The sequence below is a fragment of the Nonomuraea aridisoli genome (assembly GCF_003236395.1).
In the GTDB taxonomy this organism is placed as follows: Bacteria; Actinomycetota; Actinomycetes; order Streptosporangiales; family Streptosporangiaceae; genus Nonomuraea; species Nonomuraea aridisoli.
The window spans coordinates 30,852-52,186 of sequence record NZ_POUD01000015.1; the positions used below are offsets into that span (position 1 = coordinate 30,852).

Annotated in this window: 19 protein-coding genes and 1 riboswitch; of the genes, 7 read left to right on the top strand and 12 right to left on the bottom strand. The window is 71.3% G+C overall.

Features of this window, described 5'->3' with window-relative positions; genetic code table 11:
- Window positions 1–214 precede the first annotated feature (214 nt).
- Window positions 215–862 carry a DsbA family protein gene (locus tag C1J01_RS06155; RefSeq protein ID WP_111176925.1) on the bottom strand — a complete coding sequence of 216 codons (648 nt, stop codon included), beginning with the start codon at window positions 860–862 and terminating at the stop codon, window positions 215–217.
- Between the two features lie 58 nt (window positions 863–920).
- Here C1J01_RS06155 and C1J01_RS06160 point away from each other — a divergent pair, with 58 nt between their 5' ends.
- Together C1J01_RS06160 and C1J01_RS06165 are read left to right on the top strand one after the other, a co-directional pair.
- On the top strand, window positions 921–1,565 hold the full coding sequence (locus C1J01_RS06160; RefSeq protein ID WP_111176927.1) for an O-methyltransferase: 645 nt from the start codon (window positions 921–923) through the stop codon (window positions 1,563–1,565).
- Window positions 1,566–1,625: 60 nt separating this feature from the next.
- Window positions 1,626–2,615 carry an aldo/keto reductase gene (locus C1J01_RS06165; RefSeq protein ID WP_111176929.1) on the top strand — a complete coding sequence of 330 codons (990 nt, stop codon included), beginning with the start codon at window positions 1,626–1,628 and terminating at the stop codon, window positions 2,613–2,615.
- 60 nt (window positions 2,616–2,675) lie between these two features.
- Here the strand turns inward: C1J01_RS06165 and C1J01_RS06170 are convergent, their stop codons facing one another.
- A complete protein-coding gene (locus C1J01_RS06170) occupies window positions 2,676–3,773 on the bottom strand; it encodes a branched-chain amino acid aminotransferase (protein ID WP_111176931.1) in 1,098 nt (365 codons plus the stop codon).
- Between the two features lie 212 nt (window positions 3,774–3,985).
- Window positions 3,986–5,032: a 3-isopropylmalate dehydrogenase gene (locus C1J01_RS06175; protein ID WP_111176933.1), complete on the bottom strand. Its 1,047-nt coding sequence runs from the start codon at window positions 5,030–5,032 to the stop codon at window positions 3,986–3,988.
- 106 nt (window positions 5,033–5,138) lie between these two features.
- A riboswitch (cyclic di-AMP (ydaO/yuaA leader) is annotated at window positions 5,139–5,283 on the top strand.
- Between the two features lie 7 nt (window positions 5,284–5,290).
- Here C1J01_RS06175 and C1J01_RS06180 point away from each other — a divergent pair.
- The gene (locus C1J01_RS06180) at window positions 5,291–6,016 is read left to right on the top strand and encodes a C40 family peptidase (RefSeq protein ID WP_111176935.1); all 726 of its coding nucleotides are present in this window, start codon (window positions 5,291–5,293) and stop codon (window positions 6,014–6,016) included.
- Between the two features lie 90 nt (window positions 6,017–6,106).
- Here the strand turns inward: C1J01_RS06180 and C1J01_RS06185 are convergent, their stop codons facing one another.
- Window positions 6,107–6,853, bottom strand: coding sequence for a GNAT family N-acetyltransferase (locus C1J01_RS06185; RefSeq protein WP_146615480.1), 747 nt, complete (start codon window positions 6,851–6,853; stop codon window positions 6,107–6,109).
- Window positions 6,854–7,502: 649 nt separating this feature from the next.
- The gene (gene serA / locus C1J01_RS06190) at window positions 7,503–9,092 is read right to left on the bottom strand and encodes a phosphoglycerate dehydrogenase (protein WP_111176939.1); all 1,590 of its coding nucleotides are present in this window, start codon (window positions 9,090–9,092) and stop codon (window positions 7,503–7,505) included.
- A 258-nt stretch (window positions 9,093–9,350) separates the two neighbouring features.
- Between serA and C1J01_RS06195 the strand changes: the two genes are divergently transcribed.
- Entirely contained in the window at window positions 9,351–10,205 is an 855-nt protein-coding gene (locus tag C1J01_RS06195) for a hypothetical protein (RefSeq protein ID WP_111176941.1), read from the top strand.
- A 60-nt stretch (window positions 10,206–10,265) separates the two neighbouring features.
- Entirely contained in the window at window positions 10,266–11,627 is a 1,362-nt protein-coding gene (locus tag C1J01_RS06200) for an MFS transporter (protein WP_111176943.1), read from the top strand.
- Here the strand turns inward: C1J01_RS06200 and C1J01_RS06205 are convergent.
- From C1J01_RS06205 to C1J01_RS06215, 3 genes are read right to left on the bottom strand one after another with little or no spacing between them, the layout of a single operon-like run.
- Window positions 11,587–14,196 (bottom strand): ABC transporter permease, encoded by a 2,610-nt coding sequence (locus tag C1J01_RS06205; protein ID WP_111176945.1) that lies wholly within the window; start codon window positions 14,194–14,196, stop codon window positions 11,587–11,589. The two genes, C1J01_RS06200 and C1J01_RS06205, sit on opposite strands and share 41 nt — an antisense overlap.
- Window positions 14,193–14,876, bottom strand: coding sequence for an ABC transporter ATP-binding protein (locus tag C1J01_RS06210; RefSeq protein WP_111176947.1), 684 nt, complete (start codon window positions 14,874–14,876; stop codon window positions 14,193–14,195). Before C1J01_RS06210 ends, C1J01_RS06205 begins: the two co-directional genes overlap by 4 nt.
- Window positions 14,873–15,391 (bottom strand): PadR family transcriptional regulator, encoded by a 519-nt coding sequence (locus C1J01_RS06215; RefSeq protein WP_111176949.1) that lies wholly within the window; start codon window positions 15,389–15,391, stop codon window positions 14,873–14,875. The genes C1J01_RS06210 and C1J01_RS06215 overlap by 4 nt, the downstream gene beginning before the upstream one ends.
- 88 nt (window positions 15,392–15,479) lie before the next feature.
- Here C1J01_RS06215 and C1J01_RS06220 point away from each other — a divergent pair, with 88 nt between their 5' ends.
- Window positions 15,480–16,028 (top strand): FHA domain-containing protein, encoded by a 549-nt coding sequence (locus tag C1J01_RS06220; RefSeq protein WP_111176953.1) that lies wholly within the window; start codon window positions 15,480–15,482, stop codon window positions 16,026–16,028.
- Window positions 16,029–16,127: 99 nt separating this feature from the next.
- Window positions 16,128–17,672, top strand: coding sequence for a D-alanyl-D-alanine carboxypeptidase/D-alanyl-D-alanine endopeptidase (dacB, locus tag C1J01_RS06225; RefSeq protein ID WP_111176955.1), 1,545 nt, complete (start codon window positions 16,128–16,130; stop codon window positions 17,670–17,672).
- A gap of 296 nt (window positions 17,673–17,968) precedes the next feature.
- Here dacB and C1J01_RS06230 read toward each other — a convergent pair whose 3' ends face one another.
- Genes C1J01_RS06230 through C1J01_RS06245 form a run of 4 tightly spaced genes read right to left on the bottom strand, consistent with a single transcriptional unit; the run spans window position 17,969 to window position 21,313 of the window.
- Window positions 17,969–18,748 carry an ABC transporter permease gene (locus tag C1J01_RS06230; RefSeq protein ID WP_111176957.1) on the bottom strand — a complete coding sequence of 260 codons (780 nt, stop codon included), beginning with the start codon at window positions 18,746–18,748 and terminating at the stop codon, window positions 17,969–17,971.
- Entirely contained in the window at window positions 18,745–19,509 is a 765-nt protein-coding gene (locus tag C1J01_RS06235) for an ABC transporter permease (protein ID WP_111176959.1), read from the bottom strand. Before C1J01_RS06235 ends, C1J01_RS06230 begins: the two co-directional genes overlap by 4 nt.
- Window positions 19,506–20,258 carry an ABC transporter ATP-binding protein gene (locus C1J01_RS06240; protein WP_111176961.1) on the bottom strand — a complete coding sequence of 251 codons (753 nt, stop codon included), beginning with the start codon at window positions 20,256–20,258 and terminating at the stop codon, window positions 19,506–19,508. Before C1J01_RS06240 ends, C1J01_RS06235 begins: the two co-directional genes overlap by 4 nt.
- Window positions 20,255–21,313, bottom strand: coding sequence for an ABC transporter substrate-binding protein (locus C1J01_RS06245; RefSeq protein WP_111176963.1), 1,059 nt, complete (start codon window positions 21,311–21,313; stop codon window positions 20,255–20,257). The genes C1J01_RS06240 and C1J01_RS06245 overlap by 4 nt, the downstream gene beginning before the upstream one ends.
- Window positions 21,314–21,335: the final 22 nt, after the last annotated feature.

Consider the following 21,335-nt stretch of genomic DNA (forward strand, 5'->3'; position numbering starts at 1 on the left):
TCCTGGGTGGTCTGCGCGGGTGTCCGGGAAAACAAAAAGACCCCTCACGGACGTGAGAGGTCTGCGCGCCGGCGGTGTCCTTCGTCAGCCGGCGCGCCTGCCGATAATGAGCAGACCGTAGAACATGGTGCCACCCAGTGTGCCATACGAATCCGGCATCCGACACACCGGTCCCACAGGTTGGACACAGGGCCGGATGCCGGTGGCCACCGGGTCACACCGTGACGCCGTCGCCTCCTGTGATGACCCGCTCCAGCGCCGCCGCGTCGAACACCTCGTTGCCGAGCATGCGCCCGTCGAGCAGCACGGTCGGCGTGCCCTCCAGCGGGATCTTCGCGTTCTGCGCCAGGTGCGCCTTCGCGTACGACTGCGAGGTGATGCACGAGTCGACGTTCGCGCCGGCCTTCCTGGCCGCCCGCGCGAGGTCCTTGACCTTGAAGCCGGAGGCCACGCCGTGCGGGGCGGGCTGCATGGCGTACAGCTCGTCGCGGAAGGCCAGCCAGTTCGCCTCCGGGACGCAGCGGGCGGCCGCGGCGGCGCGGATGGAGTTGGAGCGCATGGGCTCGTCGCGGAAGATCGTCACCGCGTGGTAGACGACCTTGACCTGGCCGGACATCGCCAGCCTTCGGATCGTGGCGTCGACCTTGGCGTGCATGTCCTTGCAGACCGGGCAGTCGAAGTCCTCGAACACGTCGAGCACGGGCGCGTTGCTCGACCGGTCGGCCAGCACCATCGACCCGTCCGCCTGCCGGGTCAGCCGCACGCCCTCGGACGACGACACGCCCGGCTCCGAGAACGCCAGCACCCCCATCACGACGATCGCCGCGCACGCCACCGCGACCGCCACCAACCGCTTCATCATCAGCCCACTCTCACCTCATTGATCGCGCAGACCCTACCCGAACCGCGACAATGGCCGCATGAAGGCTTATCTCCTCGACCCCGCGGTCGCGCGTTACGTGATCGAGCACACCACACGGCCGGACCCTCTGCTGGAGCGACTCGCCGAGGAGACCGCCGAGGTCGCCGCCTCGAACGCGGGCATGCAGATCTCCCCCGACCAGGGCCGTTTCCTCACCATGATCACGAAGCTGGCGCAGCCGCGCGTGGCCGTCGAGGTGGGCACCTTCACCGGCTACTCCTCGATCTGCATCGCCCGGGGCCTGACCGGCGGCCGGCTGCACTGCTTCGACGTGAGCGAGGAGTGGACGTCCGTCGCCCGCCGCTACTGGGAGGAGGCCGGGCTCGCCGACCGGGTGACGCTGACCCTCGGGCCCGCCATGGAGACGCTCGTCGCCTTCGACGAGACCATCGACCTGGCCTTCCTCGACGCCGACAAGGCGAACTACCCCGGCTACTACGAGCTGCTGATGGAGCGCCTGCGCCCGGGCGGGCTGCTGCTGGCCGACAACACGCTGCGCCGCGGCTGGGTGGCCGACCCGGCGCACGACGAGGACACGACCGTCGACATCCGGCAGTTCAACGACCTGGTCATGGAGGACCCGCGGGTGAGCGTGGTCATGCTGCCGGTGGCCGACGGCCTGACGATGATCATGAAGAACTGACGCGCGTGTGCCGGCGTCCCGGCGGGCATCCCCTCCGAGGGGACTTCCGAGGGGGCAGACATGCAGTTCCGTACGCTCGGGCGCGGCGGGCCGACGGTCTCGGTGCTGGGTTTCGGCGCGATGACGCTGGCGCCGCACGTCTACGCCGACGTGGACGAGCAGGAGGCGACCGACACCCTGCGCACCGCGCTCGACGCGGGCATCACGCTGATCGACACCGCCGACGTCTACGGCGCCGGCCACAGCGAGAGCCTGATCGGGCGGGTGCTGCGGGGCCGGCGTGACGAGGTCGTGCTGGCCACCAAGTTCGGCGGGAACGCCGACGACCAGGGCAGGCTGGTGCCCGGCCTCGGCCGGCCCGAGTACGTGCGCCGCGCGCTGGAGGCCAGCCTCGACCGGCTGCGCACCGACCACGTGGACCTGTACTACCTGCACCGGCTCGACCCGACCACGCCGATCGAGGAGACGATGGGCGCGCTGGCCGAGCTGGTGCGGGCGGGCGCCGTACGGCACATCGGGCTGTCGGAGGTGTCCGTGGGGACGCTCAGGCGCGCCTGCGCGGTGCATCCGGTCACCGCCGTGCAGTCGGAGTACTCCCTGTTCAGCAGGGAGCCCGAGCGCGAGACGCTGCCCGCCTGCGCGGAGCTGGGCGTCGGGTTCGTCGCCTACAGCCCGCTCGGGCGCGGCCTGCTCGGCGGCACGATCCGCACGCGCGAGGAGCTGGAGGAGGGCGACTGGCGCCGTGGCAACCCCCGTTTCCAGGACGGCAGCCTCGACCGCAACGTGGCCCTGGCCGACGCCGTGGCGGCGCTGGCCGCCGAACGCGGCCTGTCGGCCGCCCAGCTCGCCCTGGCCTGGCTCATGCACCGCGGCGTGGTGCCGATCCCGGGCACGCGGCGGGCGGCGAACGTCCGGGCCAACGCCGCCGCCGCCGACGTGGCGCTGGACGAGGAGACCGTGCGGCGGCTGGAGGAGCTGGTGCCGCCGGGGGCGGCCGCCGGGGCGCGCGGCGACGAGGCGTACCTCGGCAACGTGGACGAGCGGGCCTGACGTGCGGCCCGTGTGCGGCCCGTGTGCGGCCCCCGGAGGTCGCCCGGGGGCCCGGTTCACTCAGAGGATCTTGTGGACCCAGTTGTGCGGGTCGGGGCGGGTGCCGTACTGGATGCCGATCAGTTCCTCGCGGACGCGCATCGTCACCTCGCCGGGCGAGCCGTCGCCGATGGTCCAGGAGCGGTCGGCGCCCTTGACCGAGCCCACCGGCGTCACGATGGCGGCCGTGCCGCAGGCGAAGACCTCGGTCAGCTCGCCGGACGCGCAGCCGGCCTCCCACTCGTCCACCGAGATCAGCCGCTCCTCGACCTCCAGGCCCAGCTCGCCGGCCAGGGTCAGGATCGAGTCGCGGGTGATGCCGGCCAGCAGCGAGCCGGTCAGCGCCGGGGTGACGAGCTTGTCGCCGAAGACGAACATCAGGTTCATCCCGCCCATCTCCTCGACGTAGCGGCGCTCGTGGGCGTCCAGCCACACGACCTGGTCGCAGCCCTGCTCCACGGCCTGGCGCTGGGCGACGAACGCCGCGGCATAGTTGCCGCCGCACTTGGCCTCGCCGGTGCCGCCGGGTGCGGCCCGGGTGTACTCGGTGGACAGCCAGACGGAGACCGGCTTGATGCCGCCGGCGAAGTACGAGGCCGCCGGAGAGGCGATGACCATGTACTTGTAGGTCTTGGACGGGTAGTTGACGCCCAGGCCGGGCTGGGTGGCGATCATGAAGGGCCGCAGGTAGAGGCTGTGCCCCTCCGGCGTCGGCACCCACTCCCGCTCGGTCTGGACGAGCAGTTCGAGCGACTCGACGAACGTCTCCTCGGGCAGCTCCGGCATCGCCAGACGGACCGCCGAGCGGTTGAAGCGGGCGGCGTTCGCGTACGGCCGGAACGTCACGATCGACCCGCCGCTCTGACGGTAGGCCTTCATGCCCTCGAAGATCTCCTGGCCGTAGTGGAAGACCGAGGTGGCGGGCTCGAGGGAGAGCTGGCCGTACGGCATGAGCCGGGCGTCGTGCCAGCCCTCGCCCTCGGTGAAGTCGATCGAGATCATGTGGTCCGTGAAGACCTTGCCGAAGACGGGGTTCGCCATTACCTGCTCCCGCTCGGCCGCGGTGCGAGCGTGGTCGGATAGCTGCACGTCGAAGCTGAGCTTCTGAGCGATGGTCATGACCGCGGTCCTTCTCTCTACGATCTGGCGAAATGTCACGGAATCTGCCCGATGAGGGCACGGTGCGCGCCCCGGCGGCGGGGTGTCCGTACTTCCTATTGTCTCGCTATATGGGATGGCAAGCGGCTGATGGGGCGATTAGCCGCTTTGGACGCGAAAAAGCGCCCGGTAGTCCTTCGCGGACCACCAGGCGCTTCCGGGGCTAGGCGGTCCTAGCCGGATACTCGCGCGGTGATGTCGTCGCCGATCTCGCGCGTGGTGCGAGCCGCCCAGCCGGCCAGCCGCTCGAGGATATCGTCGGAGACCGCCTGCTCGACCCTGGCCGCCTCGGCCTGCAGCCCGAGGTGGTCGAGCAGCATGGCGACCGACAGGATCGTCGCGGTCGGGTCGGCCTTGCCCTGGCCGGCGATGTCGGGCGCGCTGCCGTGGACCGGCTCGAACATGCTGGGCGCGGTGCGCTCGGGGTTGATGTTGCCGCTGGCGGCCAGGCCGATGCCGCCGGCGATGGCCGCGCCGAGGTCGGTGATGATGTCGCCGAACAGGTTGTCGGTCACCACCACGTCGAAGCGCTCGGGCTGGGTGACGAAGAACATCGAGGCCGCGTCGATGTGGCAGTAGTCGGTGGTGACCTCGGGGTATTCCTCGCTGATCCGGTTGACCGTGCGCTGCCACAGGTCACCGGCGTAGGTCAGCACGTTCGTCTTGTGGACGAGGGTCAGCTTCTTGCGCGGGCGCGTCATGGCCTTGTCGAAGGCGTAGCGCACCACGCGCTCGACGCCGTGGGCGGTGTTGAGCGACTCCTGGGTGGCGATCTCGTGCGGGGTGCCGCGGCGCATGACGCCGCCGGTGCCGGCGTAGAGGCCCTCGGTGCCCTCGCGCACGACGATCATGTCGATGTCCTCGGCGGAGGTGTCGCCCAGCGGCGTCTCCACGCCCGGGAACAGCTTGACCGGGCGCAGGTTGACGTAGTGGTCGAAGGCGAAGCGCAGCTTGAGCAGCACGTCGCGCTCCAGGATGCCCGGCGGGACGCTGGGATCGCCGATCGCGCCGAGCAGGATCGCGTCGTAGCCGCGCAGCTCCTCCATCACGGAGTCGGGGAGCGTCTCACCGGTGCGGTGATAACGGGCTGCGCCCAGGTCGTAGTGGGTGGGCTCGAACTTCGTGCCCACGGCCTCCAGGACCTTGAGTCCTTCGGTGACGACCTCGGCGCCGATCCCGTCTCCGGGGATCACGGCCAGGCGGATGTTGCGCGACTCCATGGCGGTACCTTACCCGCTCGTCTCGCCTGACGAGCAACCATCTCACTACCCGGACGTCCGATATTTTACCTTTTTTACTGTTTACGCGCCTTTGACCGTTTCGTTAGAGTCCGACGGGCCTAATCCACGCAGCGGTTGCGTGGAGCCGGGGACCCACCCTCCCCCCGGGGCGAATCGGCGAACCCCACGCCGTAGGGCTGCTTCCAAGCCCGAGCCCGTCAGCTAACCCGGCCGGCCGCATGGAAGGACAAGTCCCCCTTGTCACGTATCGCCATTGCCTCGGCCGCGGGCGTCGCCGGGCTCCTCCTGGCCACCCCCGCCGCACAGGCGACGACCGCCGAACCCCCCGCACAGCAGGCCACCGAAGACCAGCAGACCCCTGCACAGCAGGCCAAGGACGAGCAGACCCCCGCTCAGCAGGCCGCAGGAGAGCAGACCCCGGCCCAGAAGGCCACAGAAGAGCAGACCCCGGCCCAGAAGGCCCCCGTCACGTCCGAGATCACCCTGGACGGACCCAAGCTCAAGAAGATCCAGGTCAAACGCCCCAAGCCGGCCTGGAAGATCGCGCTCGAGTTCGCGATGAACAAACGGGGCACCCCCTACGTGTGGGGCGGCACCAGCCCGAGCGGCTACGACTGCTCCGGCCTCATGCTGAGGGCGTACCAGAAGGCGGGGATCCAGCTGCCCCGGGTGGCCGCGGACCAGTACGCGGCGTTCGACAAGAAGGTCTCCTGGAAGAACCTCAAACCGGGCGACCTGGTCTTCTTCAGCAACCTCGGCCACGTCGGGATGATCTCCCGGCCCGGCTACATGGTGCACGCCCCGCGCACGGGTGACGTGGTGAAGGAGGAGAAGCTCTCCGCCTGGCGGCGCAGCGCCTTCGTGGGCGGTGTGCGCCCCGACCGCAAGGGCGTGCGCGAATGGCGGGAGTACCTCAAGCAGCGGGACGAACCCCCGCCCTCCATGCCCACCGCCACCCTCTGACGCCTGTCACGACCCGGCCCGCTGGATCGCGGAGACGTCCGTGATCCAGCGGTTCCCACGGCGCGCGCCGGACGCCCGGGAGGCGCCCGCTCAGCCGGGCAGGAAGTACGTCCAGGTCTCCAGCGTGCGGAAGCCCATCGAGGCGTACCACGGTGAGACGTCGTCGGCGGCCTGGAGGTACGCCCAGCGGGCGCCCTCGGCGTATCCGCCGCCCATGGCCGCCTCGACCACGGCGCGGCCGTGGCCGTGCCGCCGGTGACGGGGCAGCGTCGCGACGTTGAAGAGGCCGACGTGGCGACCGTCCCGCACCGCGTAGGAGGTGGCGACCGGCTCCCCGTCCTGCTCTCGCAGGTAGGCGGTGGCCCAGGGCGCCTCCAGCAGCGCCGGGGACGCGAACGGGCCCATCACCTCGCGCGGCGCCTCGAAGCCCATCGTGAGCACGTCCGCGTAGTCCTGCTGGTCACGTGCGCCGGCCACCCGGACGCCGTCCCGGACGGGCGCCGGGCCGTCGAGCTCCTTGGCCATGAGATGCAAAGCGTGCGGCTGGGTCAGGCCGTGTGCCCGGAGGATCTTCTCGAGCGCGGGTGCCGGCTCGCCGCGCACCTGGACGGACCAGGGCACGTCCTCCTTCGCCAGCACGCCGGCGAACTCCGCCACCTCGTCGGCGTCGGGCTCGAGCCGCTCCGTGAACACGCCGTTCAAGGTGGCCAGCGGCAGGCGGCTCACGAGCAGCCGGGTGGTGTGCTCCCCCTGCCGCCGCCACGCCCCGGGCACCCGTCCGACCACCCGCTCCAGCGTGCCGAACAGTGCCCTCACCGTCTCATCGGTCTGTGTCACCAGGCATCTCCCCCTGAACTCGCATGCCTGCCCCGTACGTCGCCCTGGCGTTCGCCACGGCGAGCAGCACAGCACAATAAAGCAGACACATCAGGAGAAAGAGGGCGACCCGCCCTCAGAACCCGCGACCTTTCCGACCGCGGGCCCGACCCGGTGGTGAATCACCCCAGGGCCCGGAGCAGGTCCGGGAGGGCCGGGCCTGCTCTCTGGGGTCCGGCCTAGCGGCCGGAGTTCTGCGGGGCGCCGCCGTTGTCGCGGCGGTCCAGCGCGATCTGCACGGCCTCGGCCGCCTTGTCCTCGTGGTCGTCGGCACGGTTCCAGGCATACATGTCGTACATGTCACTCATCTCGTTTCGCGGAAGCGTTCCAGTGACGCCGGACTCCGGTCGCGAATCCGACCGGGCCTGCTTTCGTGGTCCGGGTCGCGGACCGGACGAAGGGACTTACCGGCCGACAACGCGCCGAACACCGCGGCGAGTCGTCGACCTGCCCTAACAGGCCTCGCCGCGGCAGGCAATGAGTACGAGCACCTGGCGCATCACTCGCTACAGTACCCGAGGCGTCTCGTTGGATGTCCTACTATCTCGCATGCTGAGACGCAACAGGGCCGCCACCCGAACGGGTGACGGCCCTGTTGCGACGGTGGAGGTCAGTCCTCCAGGTCGACCGAGCGGCCGCTGTCGGCGCCGATCTCGGCCACGATCTGCTCCACCACGTCGGCGGGGATCGCGGAGTCGACGGTCAGCGCGATGAGCGCCTTGCCGCCCTTGACGTCGCGGGCCACCTGCATGGAGGCGATGTTGACGTTGTGCTCGCCGAGCAGCCGGCCGACCACGCCGACGATGCCGGGACGGTCGGCGTAGGTGAGGAAGCACAGGTGGGCCGTCGGCTCGATCTCCATCTCGTAGCCGTTGACCTCGACGATCTTCGTGATCTGGCGCGGCCCGGAGAGCGTGCCGGAGACCGAGACCTGGCGGCCGTCGGCGAGCACGCCGCGCACGGTCACCACGTTGCGCCAGTCGGGGCTCTCGGAGCTGGTGACCAGCTCGACCTCGACGCCGCGCTCCTTGGCCAGCAGCGGGGCGTTGACGTAGGTGACCTGCTCCTCGATCACGTCGGCGAACACGCCCTTGAGCGCGGCCAGCTCGATCACGCGGACGTCCTGCGCGGCGATCTCGCCGCGGACCTCGACGTTGAGCTTGGTGGCGACCTCGCCGGCCAGGGCGGTGAACACCCGGCCCAGCTTCTCGGCCAGCGGCAGGCCCGGCTTGACGTCCTCGGCGACCGCGCCGCCCTGGACGTTGACCGCGTCGGGCACGAACTCGCCCGCCAGCGCCAGCTTCACGCTCCGCGCGACCTGCGTGCCGGCCTTCTCCTGGGCCTCGTGGGTGGAGGCGCCGAGGTGCGGCGTGACGACGACCTGGTCGAGCTCGAACAGCGGGCTGTCGGTGCACGGCTCCTTGGAGAACACGTCGAGGCCGGCGCCGGCGACGCGGCCCTCCTTGATCGCGGAGTAGAGCGCGCCCTCGTCGACGATGCCGCCGCGGGCCACGTTGACGATGCGCACGCTCGGCTTGACCTGGTGCAGCTCCCGGTCGCCGATGAGGCCGAGCGTCTCCTTGGTCTTGGGCAGGTGGACGGTGATGAAGTCGGCCTGCTTGAGCACCTCTTCGAGGCTGAGCAGCTTGACGCCCATCTGCGCGGCGCGGGCCGGCGGCAGGTAGGGGTCGTAGGCGATCAGCTCGACGCCGAACGGCTGCAGCCGCTGCGCCACGAGCTGGCCGATCTTGCCCAGGCCCAGGATGCCGACGACCTTCTCGTCGAGCTCGACACCGGTGTACTTCGACCGCTTCCACTCGCCGTTCTTGAGCGCGGCGTGGGCCTGGGCCGTGTTGCGCGCGCTGGCCAGGATCAGGGCGATGGTCTGCTCGGCGGCGCTGGTGATGTTGGAGGTCGGCGCGTTGACGACCATGACACCGGCCTTGGTGGCCGCGTCGACGTCGACGTTGTCGAGGCCGACACCGGCGCGGGCGACCACGCGGAGCTTCGGGGCGGCGGCGATCGCCTCGGCGTCCACCTGCGTGGCGGAGCGGACGATCAGCGCGTCCACGTCGGCGAGAGCGGGCAGCAGCTGGGAACGGTCGGCGCCGTCGGTGTGGCGGACCTCGAAATCAGCGCCGAGAACGGCGAGGCCGGCTTCGGACAGCTCCTCTGCGACCAGAACGACGGGCTTGTTCACTGGTGTGGATCCTTAGGGCACGGCAGGCTTGCGAGGGACACGTCGACGGGCCCCCCGATGTCCAACAGAGTCTATCCACGCTTGTGAAAGCGTTCACGAAAGACCCATGATGTGAGACGCATCGCACGATGCGAGACGGCCCTCAGGCGTACCCCGGTGTCGGCAAACTCACTCACCCGGCTCACAACTTTGTCTTGATCGGGGGATTTCTTGGCCATTAGCCTGATAAGCCGTGGCCGACTACCTAGGGTTCGTCCTATGAGCATCGGGAATCCTGCGCTCGCCGACGTGCTCGCCCAGCATGGCTCCCCGCATCGCCTGCTGAGCGCTCTTGCCGACGGTGGAGTCCTGGTGGCAGTGCGTACAGATCGTTCCGTCGTCCTCGGGACGACCCAAGCAGGTGACCGGGTGTTGCTCGGTTACACCAGCCCCGCCACCTACGCGAGGCACCGCGGCAGTCATTCCCTGTCGGCCTGCGACGCCGACACCATCCTGGACATCCAGCGCGTCACCGGGGTGCGCGAGATCGTGATCGACGCGGCCGGACCAGCCGCCGCGGCCGTGCCCATCGACGATCTGCAACGTTTCCTCACCACGACGCGCACGGGGCCGACGCCCGTGTTGTCGGGGGCGGCTCCGGCCGCCTACGCGACGGGCGCGATGGCCACCGTGTCGCGCGGTGCCGCGCTGGCCCAGGTGGCTCCCCCGGTGCCGGAGGCGCCCTCGCTGCCGTGGGTGCCCGCGCCCCGGCCGCACCTCTCGGGGCCGATGCAGCAGGTCGATCCCGGTTACCGCCGCTGCGCCCACCCGATCCTGCCCGCGTTGCGCCAGGCCGTCGCGCAGTTGCTCATGGACTTCCCGCTCGTGCACCACGTCTGGATCTCCGAGGCGCGGACGGCCTCGGGGGCACCGGGGATCATGTTGCACGTCAAGGTCCACATGTCGGCCGCCGAAGACGTCGTACGCGACCTGCACCGGCTCGTCCGCGCGCGGCTGCCGCAGCTGGCCGCCTCCGGCGCGCCGATCCTCATGGCCCGGGTGGCCGACACGCGCAGTGAGCGCCGCATGATCGAGATCGGCGCTCACGTCGTGTGCGCCGACGTACGCGACTGACCGGCGGGCCCGCGAAAGTGGGCCCTACCGGACCGAGCCGCGTTCGGCTTCAATGAGCGCATGATCGCACCGGCGGCGACCGTGACCACCGTCCCGCGGAGTGTGCGCCTCGGCTACGGCGTGGGCTCCTTCTGCACGGCCACGGTCGGTGCCGTGCCGGGGCTCCTGCTGCTCTACTACATGACGAACTTCCTGGCCGTGCCCGCGTGGCTGGCCGGGGTGGTGGTGACCGCGCCCAAGATCTGGGACCTGGTCGCGAACCCGCTGGTCGGCCGCTGGTCCGACCGCACCCGCTCGCGCCTCGGCCCGCGCCGGCCCTGGATGCTGGCCGGCGCGCTGACGCTGCCGATCACGTTCTTCCTGGTCTTCGCCGGGCCTCCGCTCAGGGGCGCGCCCGCGGCCCTGTACGTCGGCGTCTGCTTCATGGCGGTGGCGACGGCGTACGCGTTGTTCGAGGTGCCGTACAAGGCGATGCCGGGCGAGATGACGCACGACTACCACGAGCGCACGTCACTGCTGCAGTGGCGGATGATCTTCATCGGCGTGGGCACCGCCATCAGCGGCGTGCTCGCCCCGGCCATCGCCACCAGCCAGGGCGAGGAGGGCACGCTCGCCAGCTACCGGGCGATGGGCCTGACCATCGCGGTGATCCTGCTGCTGTCGATGCTCGGCGCGTTCTTCGGCACCGCCCGCGCGCCCATGACCGGCGCGCCCGAGCCCGACGGGGGCGGGTGGCGCGAGCAGTTCGCCGCGATCAAGGGCAACCCCGCGTTCCTGTGGATCACGGTGCTGGCCTGCGTGCAGATGCTGGCGGTCAGCATGATGCTGGCGGCGGCGCCGTACTTCGCGACCTACGTCGTCGGCTCGCCGCAGGCCACGCAGACCCTCTTCGCCGCGCTCGTGGGGCCGATCCTGCTGACGATGCCGCTGTGGACGTGGCTCGCCAAGCGGCTCGACAAGCGCGGCGCGATGGTCCTGGCGGCACTGCTGTTCGCCGGCGGCACAACCGTCGCCATGGCCACGCCGCTGTTCGGCAGCGTGTGGGCCCACGTGTGGATCCTGCTGGTCGGCGTCGGGTACGCCGGGGTGCAGCTGCTGCTGTTCTCGATGCTCGCCGACGTGATCGCGGCGGACGCGGCCGGGAGCGGCAAACGGCGGGCGGGGGTGCTGACCGGCCTGTGGACGGCCATCGAGAACGGCGTCAGCGCGTTCGGCGCGCTGATCTTCGGCGTGATCCTGTCGATCGGCGGCTTCATCGAGTCGGATCCGAGCACGCCGGTCCAGCAGCCGGAGAGCGCGGTGACCGCCGTCCTCATCGGACAGACCGCGGTCCCCGCGCTGCTGCTCTTCGCCTCGGTCGCGATCACCCTGAGGTACCGGCTCAGGCCACCCGCCGCGCCAGAACCGGCCGCGTCCGGGTGAACGTCCCTGCCACCACCGCCGCCAGCAGCGGCAGCCCGATCACCAGCCCGGCCAGGAAGAGCCACGGGATCTCGAAGATCTCGGGCCTGGACATCTCGACGATCTCGCGACTGGACGGCCCCACGATGGAGAAGGTGTTCCAGCCCGCCCGGATCAGCGCGGCGCCGGCGACGACTCCGCCCGCCAGTCCCACGAGGGCCCCCAGCCCCGACAGGTACGCGGCCTGGGCCGCCACCACGAGCCTGCGCACCCGGGGCGCCGCGCCGACCGCGGTCATGGTGTCGAGGTCCTGACGCATGTCGGCCACCGCGAGGCCCGTGGCCGCGAACGTGCCCCCGAGCACCAGCACCATGGCCGCGCCGAGCAGCACGAGCAGCACGGTGAACGCCCCCTCGTCGCCCCTGCGCTCCACGTGGACCTGCACACCGGGGGTCACGGTGTTGAACGCCCGGAACAGGCGGGCTTCGTCGGCGGGGACGTGGGCGGCGTACAGGCGGTTCTCGACCACCTCGAACCCGGCCGCCGTCAGGGCGGAGGCGGGGATCAGCACGCCGGTCTGCGCGGCCTCGGGCGGGCTCGCCACCACCGCCGGCAGCCTGAGCGTCCTGGCCTCGAGAGAGGAGCCGGCTCGCGGCAGCTCCAGCTGAATCTCCACCGTGCCGTCGCGGACGATCTCGGGGTCGAACACGACGGCGCCGCCCCGCGCGAGCGCAGCCTCGGCCCGCTCGTCATGGCGTCGCAGCAGGAACCTCAGCACCCGCTCGTCGCCGACCGGCAGGGACGCGCCCCACCAGTCGGGCGGCACGCACCGGCTCCGGTCGGCGCACTGCGCGGGGCTCCACGCCACCCTGCCCCGCACCTCGTCGCCCCGGTCGTCCACCGCCGTCGAGACGGGGACCAGCTCCACGCCGGGCAGCAGGCGCTCCGCCTCCGCCTTCAGCCTGGACCAGCCCGCCTGGTCCGCGGTCTCCCAGTGGGTGATCGTCAGGGTGCCCAGGGGCTCGACGGAGGTGCGGATCGCCTCACGCTCGGCGTAGGTGCTGGCCATGACCATGCCGAAGACGACCGCCACCATCGTGGCCCCCATGACGGCCCCGGCGGCGGAGGACGTACGGACGCGGTGGCGGGCGGCGTCGCGGACGGACAGGCGCATCGGGAGCGGCAGGCGACCGGCGAGGCGGCCGGTCCGCCTGACCAGCCACGGCATCAGCGCGACCAGTCCGAGCCCGAGGACCACGGCGGCGACCACGACCGACAGCTCGTCGCGGCGCGCGGCGGCGACGCATCCACCGGCCCCCAGCACGACCAGGACCAGCCCGAGCAGGGGACGCCCCGCGCGGCCCGGCGGGTCCACCGCGGCGCGCCCGGCCAGCACCTGCGCCGGGCTCTGCCGGCTGGCCTGCACCGCCGGCACCAGAGCGGCGGTCACCCCGCTGACCACGCCGAGCGCCGCCACGCCGAGCACCTGCAGCCACGGGACGTCGAGCGGGCCGTGCGTCCAGTCCAGCAGACCCGCGCCGAGCCGCTCCATCAGCGCGCCGCCCGCGATGCCGAGCACGAGGCCGGTCAGCGCCGCCGCGCCGCCCAGCAGGAGCCCGTCGGCCAGCACCACGGTCTTGAGCTGCCGCGCCGAGGCGCCCTGGGCGGCGAGCACAGCCAGCTCCCTGCGCCGGCGCCGCAGCCCGACGGCGAAGGCGGGCCCGGCCAGCAGGACGGTCTCGGTAACGATGAGCACGACGGCGACGCCCAGCGAGACCGTTCCCTGCGTCACGAGGCCGCCGGACAGGGCGGGCTCCGAGCTCTCGCCGCCGTCCGGCGCGCGCTCGATCAGCGCCCGGGACTGCACGGCGAGACCCGCCTGGTTCAGCCGGCGGACGTCCGCCTGCTCCACCGGGCCGGAGGTGTCGGCCAGCCAGCCGCTGCTGTTGCCGTCGTTCTGGTGACCGAGCACGGCCTCCGGCAGTGCCGCCAGCTCGGCTCTGCCCGGGCGGTTGGGGTTCTGGACCACGCCGACCACGCGCAGAGGCCGGTTCTGGCGCGACACCGGGAGTGTGCCGCCCACCCGGACACCCCGGCCGGTCAGCGCGGGAGAGACCGCGACCTCACCGGGGGCGGCCGGGAAGCGGCCCTCCACCAGCTCCCGCATGCCGCGGGTCATGGGGTCGCGCAGGTCCACCTCCAGCACGTCCACCCAGTCGTAGCCGTCGGCCAGGCGTGCCTCGACGGTCTTCTGCTGGTAGCGCAGCAGGCGGCCGTCGAGCAGCGTGCCGATCTCGGCGGGCGTCCACTGGCGGTCGGAGCGCCGCGCCTTGCGCTGCCCGAGCATCTCCGCGCCCACGTCCTGCCGCACCCGGCCACGGGTCGGGAACGTGATCAGGCGCGCGTCGGCCGCGCCCAGCTCCGAGTCCAGCCGCTCGTACGGCGTGACGTCGGTCGTGGCGCGGCCGGTGATCAGCGCCGTGATCACCAGCACCGGTAACCCGATCATCACCATGATCAGCGCCGTGCGGCCCTTGGCGCGCAGCGCGTCCCTGCGGGAGATGCGCAGGGCGGCGCGGAACGCGCTCATCGGGCGCTCTCCAGGTGGACGCCGCCCGCCTCGGCGATGAGGCCGTCGCGCAGATAGACCACCCGGTCGGCCCAGGCGGCGTAACGCGGCTCGTGGGTGACGAGCAGCACCGCCGCGCCCGCGTCGTCGCAGCGGGAGCGGAGCAGGCGCAGGATCTCGTCGCCGGTGGCGGTGTCGAGCGCGCCGGTCGGCTCGTCGGCCAGCAGCAGCCGCCGCTCCCCCGCCAGCGCCCTGGCGATCGCCACGCGCTGCCGCTGCCCGCCGGACAACTCCTCGGGGAACCGCCCGGCGACCTCCTCGGCGCCGACCTCGGCCAGCGCCGCCACGGCCTCCGTACGGGCCTGCCGCGACCGTACGCCGTCGAGTTCCCTGGGCAGCATCACGTTCTCGGCAGCGGTCAGGGACGGGATCAGGTTGAGGTCCTGGAAGACGTAGCCGACACTCCGCCGCCGCAGCGCGGCCAGGTCGCGTACGCCTGCCAGGTCGCGGCCCTCGATCTCCACGCTCCCTGAGGTGGGCCGGTCGAGGCCCCCGGCCAGGTTGAGCAGGGTCGACTTGCCCGAGCCCGACGGCCCCATGACGGCGACCAGTTCCCCGGCCGGCACCTCCAGGCTCACGCCTCCCAGCGCCCGGACGCGCCCGTGCTCCCGGGTCACCTCTCGCAGCCTCACGACAGTCATGCGTTCTTCTCCTTGGACGCCTTGGACACGGCCTCGCAGTGGTCCAGCCAGCGCTGCTCCGCCTCGGCCTTGAAGATCAGCCCGTCGAGGACCAGCCGTTGCGCGACCCCGTCCGCGGCCCGTTTGGCACGGGTTAGCGCCTGCAGCGCGCGCATGGTGGCCATGCGCTGGGTGTGGATGACGGCGCCCACGTCGACGTCCGCGCCGGCCACGGCCATCGCGATCTTGATGGCGAGCTCGTCCCTGGGCCGGTCGCTCTGCGCGACCGGCGTGGCGAACCAGCGTTCCAGCGCCGCGCGGCCGGCCTCGGTGATCGCGTAGAGCGCGCGGCCCTGGTCGTCCTCGCCGGCCGGTGTGACGAGGCCGTCGCGTTCGAGCCGCGAGAGCGTCGTGTAGACCTGGCCGATGTTCAGCGGCCAGGTCGCCCCCGTCGACGCCTCGAACTCCACCCGCAGCTGATAGCCGTACCGTGGCCCGCCGCTCAGCAGCGCGAGGAGCCCGTGTCTGATCGACATGGATACCGAGTATGCATACCGAGTATGCCCGCCGCAACAGATCCGCGTATTCTGGACAGCACACGAGGTTCAGGCCGATACTCCCTACATGAGTTCCACGCATCCGCCCTTTCGCGCCTCGGACGGGGAACGTGACCGGGCGATCGACGAGCTCAGAGATCGCGCCGCGGAGGGCCGGATCTCACACGACACGTTCGTCGGCCGGGTGGACCAGGCGCTGCGCGCCCGCAACCGGGAAGAGCTCGACGAGCTGGTGGCCGACCTGCCGCGGCGGCCGACGTTCCGGCAGCGGCTGACCGACGCCGTCGCCTCGGTGTCGGAGTTCACCACCAGGCTGCAGTCCGCCTGGCGCAGGCCGCGCCTGCCCCGGCTGGCGCTGCCCGACGACGACCGGCCGCGTTACGTCGTGGGCCGCGGGTCGGCCTGCGATCTCGTGCTGTCGGACCTGACGGTCTCCCGCGTCCACGCCGAGCTGCGGCGCGCCGCCGACGGCGAGTGGATGCTGGTGGATCTCGGCTCGCTCAACGGCACCCGGCTGAACGGCTGGCGACTGGTGGGGCCGGCGCGGGTGAAGTCGGGCGACGAGGTGTCGTTCGGCGACTGCGGCTTCCTGGTGACGTCGGGACAGCCTTCCTAACATCGCGCTAATCCGCGATAAATACGGATATTTGCGGATTACAGGCTGACTGCGCTGATTCATGCTGCAGGCGATCCCCCAGTCACCCTTGGAGACCCCATGCGGCGCACCTCAGCCTCCCTCGTCGCGGGCGCGCTCGTCGCGGCCCTCGCGTGGGCGTCCGGACCTTCCTCCCCCGCCGTCGCCCTCGACCCCACCACGGGCGTCGCGGACCTGACCCAGGACATCAACCAGATCCTCAGCGACTCACGGCTCACGATCGCCCGCGCGGGCGTGGTCGTGAAGAGCGCCCAGACCGGCGAGGACCTGTACGCCACCGACGCCGGCAAGCTGCTCATCCCTGCCTCCAACACCAAGCTGTTCACCTCGGCCGCGGCGGCGGAGACGCTCGGCCTCGACTACCGCTTCCCCACCACCGTCCTGAACGCCGGCCGCAAGGCGGGCTCGGTGCTGACCGGCGACCTGGTGCTGCGCGGCACCGGCGACCCGACGATGCTGGCCGAGGACTACGACGCCCTGGCCGCGCAGGTCGCGAAGGCGGGCGTGAAGCTCGTCACCGGCAGGCTGGTGGCCGACGACACCTGGTTCGACGGGCAGCGGCTCGGCAACGACTGGGCCTGGGACGACGAGAGCGCCTACTACGCGGCGCCGATCTCGGCCCTGACCGCCTCCCCCGACCGCGACTACGACGCCGGCTCGGTGATCGTCGCCGTGGCCGCGGAGAACGGCGAGGTCAAGGTGACCACCACGCCGCCGACCGACTACCTGAAGATCGTCAACCGGGCCACGGCCGGCGACGAGACCGACGTGCTCATCCAGCGGGAGCACGGCACCCGCACCGTGGTGATCACGGGTACGGTGGCGGATTCGTACCAGGAGTGGGTGGCCGTGGACGACCCCACCGCGTACGCGTCCACGCTGTTCCGCCAGGCGCTGAAGAAGCACGGCGTCAAGGTGCTCGGCCCGACCGTCACCGGCGCCGCCCCCGAAGGGGCCAAGGAGCTGGCCAGGCACGAGTCGATGACGCTGGGCGAGCTGCTGGTGCCGTTCATGAAGCTGAGCAACAACATCCACGCGGAGATCCTCACCAAGGCCATGGGCCGCGAGGCGGCGAACCAGGGCACGTGGGCGGCCGGGCTCAAGGTCGTCACGGACTTCGCACGGGCGAACGGCGCCCAGGTGATCAACATGCGGGACGGCTCGGGGCTCTCGCGCCGCGACGGCTTCTCCCCCGCCTCGATCGCGCAGTTCCTGACCGCCGTACGGAGCAAGCCGTGGTTCCCCACCTGGTACGAGTCGCTGCCCGTGGCCGGCAACGCCGAACGGTTCGTCGGCGGCACGCTGCGCAGCCGGATGCGGAACACGCCGGCGGCCGACAACGTCCGGGCCAAGACGGGCTCGCTCACCGGGGTCACGGCACTGTCCGGCTACGTCACCAGCGCCGACGGCGAGCCGCTGGTCTTCTCCATCATGCTCAACCAGTACCTGTCGGCCTCGCCGAAGGACATCGAGGACCAGATCGCCGTACGGCTCGCGCAGTTCTCCCGGACGGCGGCGACCACCGACGTCAGCCCGTTGCGCGCCACCCAGGCGAGCCAGGCGGGAGACCTGGAGTGCTCGTGGCTGAAGCCTGTCGAGTGCTGACCCTCCGCTGAACGGCGGCCCTCCACGACGCGTGGGGGGCCGCCGCGGTTTACCGGACCCGACCTGGAGCTCCAGGTTTGCCATGGAATTTCAGTACAAAACCGACGCGGGGCGGCCAGAATTTCATTCGACGCACTTCAGCGGCGTCTTCGGACCACGAGAGCGCCGGGCTCAGCGCCGGCCCCACCCCCGAGCCGGCATCCCACCGCACGCCCCTTGCGCTCCCTCCGGGCGGACCCGGCCGCGTCCCACCCCGCACACGGACGGCGGCCGGGTCCGCGATCCCCCGCGCGGGATCACGCCTCGCGACGGTCGGAGAACCGGGCCAGCACCAGCGACTCGACCACGCCGACCACCGCGTACGCGAGCACGGACACCCCCGTGACCACCACGATGTCGGCCCACACCTCGTCGTAGCGGAACCCGCCGATCGCCCGCAGGATCTCGGCGCCGATGCCCTCCCCCGTGGCCAGCCACTCGGCGATGAGCGCGCCGATGATCGAGGCCGGCACGGAGATCCGCGCCGAGGCGAAGACCGCGGGCATCGCCGTCGGCACGGCCACCTTGCGCAGCACGGTCAGGCGCGTGCCGCCGTACGCCAGGATCAGGTCGGTGGCCTGCGGCGAGGCCGAGCGCAGCCCGAAGGCGATGTTCACCAGCGCGGGGAAGAACACCACGATGCCGCCGATGACCGCGACGCCCACCAGGTCACGCCCGAACACCAGCGTGATCAGCGGCGTCATCACCACGAGCGGCACCGACCGCAGCAGCATGGCGACCGGCATGAACGTCTGCTCGACCGTACGGAACAACACGAACGCCACCGCGACCACGCTCGCGGCGATCATCCCGGAGGCGAACCCGATGGCGGCGTCCCTGACCGTGATGCCGAGCGCGCCGAACACGGCGTCGCGGTGCTCCTGCGAGGCGGCGAGGTACTCCCAGACCTGCGGCGGGCGCTTGCCCACGAGCGGGCTGATCCCGAACGCCTCCAGCGCCAGCCACCACGCCGCCACGACGACGACCACGGACGGCACCAGCGGCCCGACCACCCGCAGCACGGTACGCCCGATCACAGCGCGCCTCCCGGCTCGGCCCGGCCCGACGACCAGGGTGTGACGACGCGGGCGACGAGCGCGACGATCGCGTACCCGAGCCCGGCGATGAGCCCGGCCACCAGCGCCAGCCCCCACGTGCGCGGCACCTGGAACTGCTGCTGCGAGATCATCAGCGACACCCCGAGCCCGCGGTCGTTGCTGCCGAGGTACTCCCCGATGATCGCGCCCAGCAGCGCCGACGGCGCGGAGATCTTCAGCCCGGCGAACGTGCTCGGCAGCGCCGAGACGACCTGCACGTACCGCAGCCTGGCCAGCCGCCCGCCGCCGTAGACGGTGACGAGGTCGAGACTGGCCCGGTCGGCCGAACGCAGGCCCAGCAGCGCGCCGATGAGCGTGGTGAAGAAGACGGAGATGGCCGCGAGGAAGACCACCGTCGCGTCGCCGCCGAAGACGACGAGCACGATCGGCCCGATGGCGAGCAGCGGGATGCAGTAGCTGATGACGGCGAGCTGGGTCGCCACGGCCTCCAGCCGGGGCACGAGCAGCACCAGCACCGCCACGAGGATGGCCAGCCCGTTGCCCCACAGGAAGCCCTGGACCGCGCCGGACAGCGTGGCGGAGGCGTTCGGGCCGTAGAAGTCCCAGCCGTCGCGGCCCATCGACTCCAGCACCGCCCACGGGGTCGGCACCGCGCCGCCGCCGGCGAACACGGTCACGGCCAGCACCCACCAGAGCGCGACCAGGGCGACGACCCCGAGCAGACCTCGCAGGCGTGTCATGACCCGTGCCCGAACAGCAGGTCGCTGAGGTGGTCGTGCAGGGCGTGGAACTCCGGGGTGCGCATCATGTCGGGCGTGCGCGGGCGCGGCAGGTCGATCTCCACCATCTCCACGACCCGGCCGGGACGCGGGCTCATGACGGCCACCACGTCCGACAGGAAGACCGCCTCGCCGATGCCGTGGGTGACCATGAGCGTGGTGGCGGGCTTCTCCGTCCAGATGCGCAGCAGCTCCAGGTTGAGCCGCTGGCGGGTCATGTCGTCCAGGGCGCCGAACGGCTCGTCCAGCAGCAGCACGCTGGGCTTGACCACGAGCGCGCGGGCGATCGACACCCGCTGGCGCATGCCGCCGGACAGCTCGGCGGGCCGGGCCTTCTCGAAGCCCTCCAGGCCGACGAGCTTGACGAGGTCCTCGATCACGCCGCGCTCGGGCTTGAGGCCGGCGACCTCCAGCGGCAGCCGGATGTTGGCCGCGACGCTGCGCCACGGCAGCAGCGCGGAGTCCTGGAAGGCGATGCCCAGGTGGTGGCTCCTGCGCAGCTCCTCCGGCGTCTCGTCGTTGACCCGGATCTCGCCCGTGGTGGGCTGCTCCAGGCCGGCGAGGATGCGCAGCACCGTGGACTTGCCGCAGCCGGAGGGGCCGAGCAGCGACAGGAACGAGCCCTTCGGCGTCCGCAGGTCCACGCCCTCGACGGCGGTCACGCCCTTGCCGAACGTCTTGCTCAGCCCGGTGACGCTGATACCCGTCATGCGAGCTTCAGGCTCGGGTCGGCCTGGTAGACCTCGTCCAGGATCGACAGGTCGAAGAGCTGCTCGCCCGTGATGGTCACGCCGGCCTTGGCCAGCGAGGCGATGTTCTGCTCGATCAGCTCGGGCGTCATCGCGAACAGGCCGTTCGCCTTGGAGTCGGGCGTGATGATGAGCTCGTTCTGCATCTTGGCCTCCTCGGTCTGCTCCTTGACGTCGAGGTTCTGGTCCTTGCCGTAGACGGTGGCGGCCAGCTCGGCCGACTTCGCGGGGTCGGCGACGGCGTCCTTCCAACCCTTGATCTCGGCGGTCAGGAACGCCTTGAGCTTGTCGCGCTCGTTGTCGATGGTCTCCTGGGTGACCGTGAACGTCTCGGCGACCAGCGGCAGCCCGGCGTCGGCGAGCAGCAGGTACGCCGGGTCATGCCCCTGCAGCCGCAGGTTGACCGGCCCGCTGGTCACGAATCCGACGTAGCCGTCGATCTGCCCGGAGGTGAGCATCGACGGGTCCGACTGGAACGGCACCCGCGTCACGCTGCCCTCGTCGATGCCGTTGGCCTTGAGCAGCGCGTTCCAGACCAGCTCGTTGGAGTCCTGGACGCCGATCTTCTTGCCGGCCAGGTCGCCGGCCTCCTTGATCGGCTTCCTGTCGTTGAGCGAGATGATCGCGAACGGGTTCTTCTGGAACGTCGCGCCGACGATCTTCAGCGGGGCGCCCTGAAGCACGGCGGGCGCGGTGATGGTCGGCGCCGAGATGCCGGCCCAGCAGCGGCCGGTGGCCAGGCCCGACTCGACCGAGGTGCCGGAGCCGCCGCCGGACAGCAGCTCGACCTGGCTGAACCCGGCCTGCTTGAAGTAGCCGTTGGTGTCGGCGAAGTACTCGCCCGCGAACTCGACGTTCTTCTTCCAGGAGAGCTGCAGCTTGATCGACCCGAACCCACCGCCGTCGCCCGATGTGGGGGAAGCCGTCGTGCCGCCGTCGCCGCAGGCGGCCAGACCGAGCGCCAGACCGGCCAGACCTGTCGTCCGGAAGAACGCGCGACGGTCGAGGGTAGCCATGATTCTCCTTGAACGGCCGGTG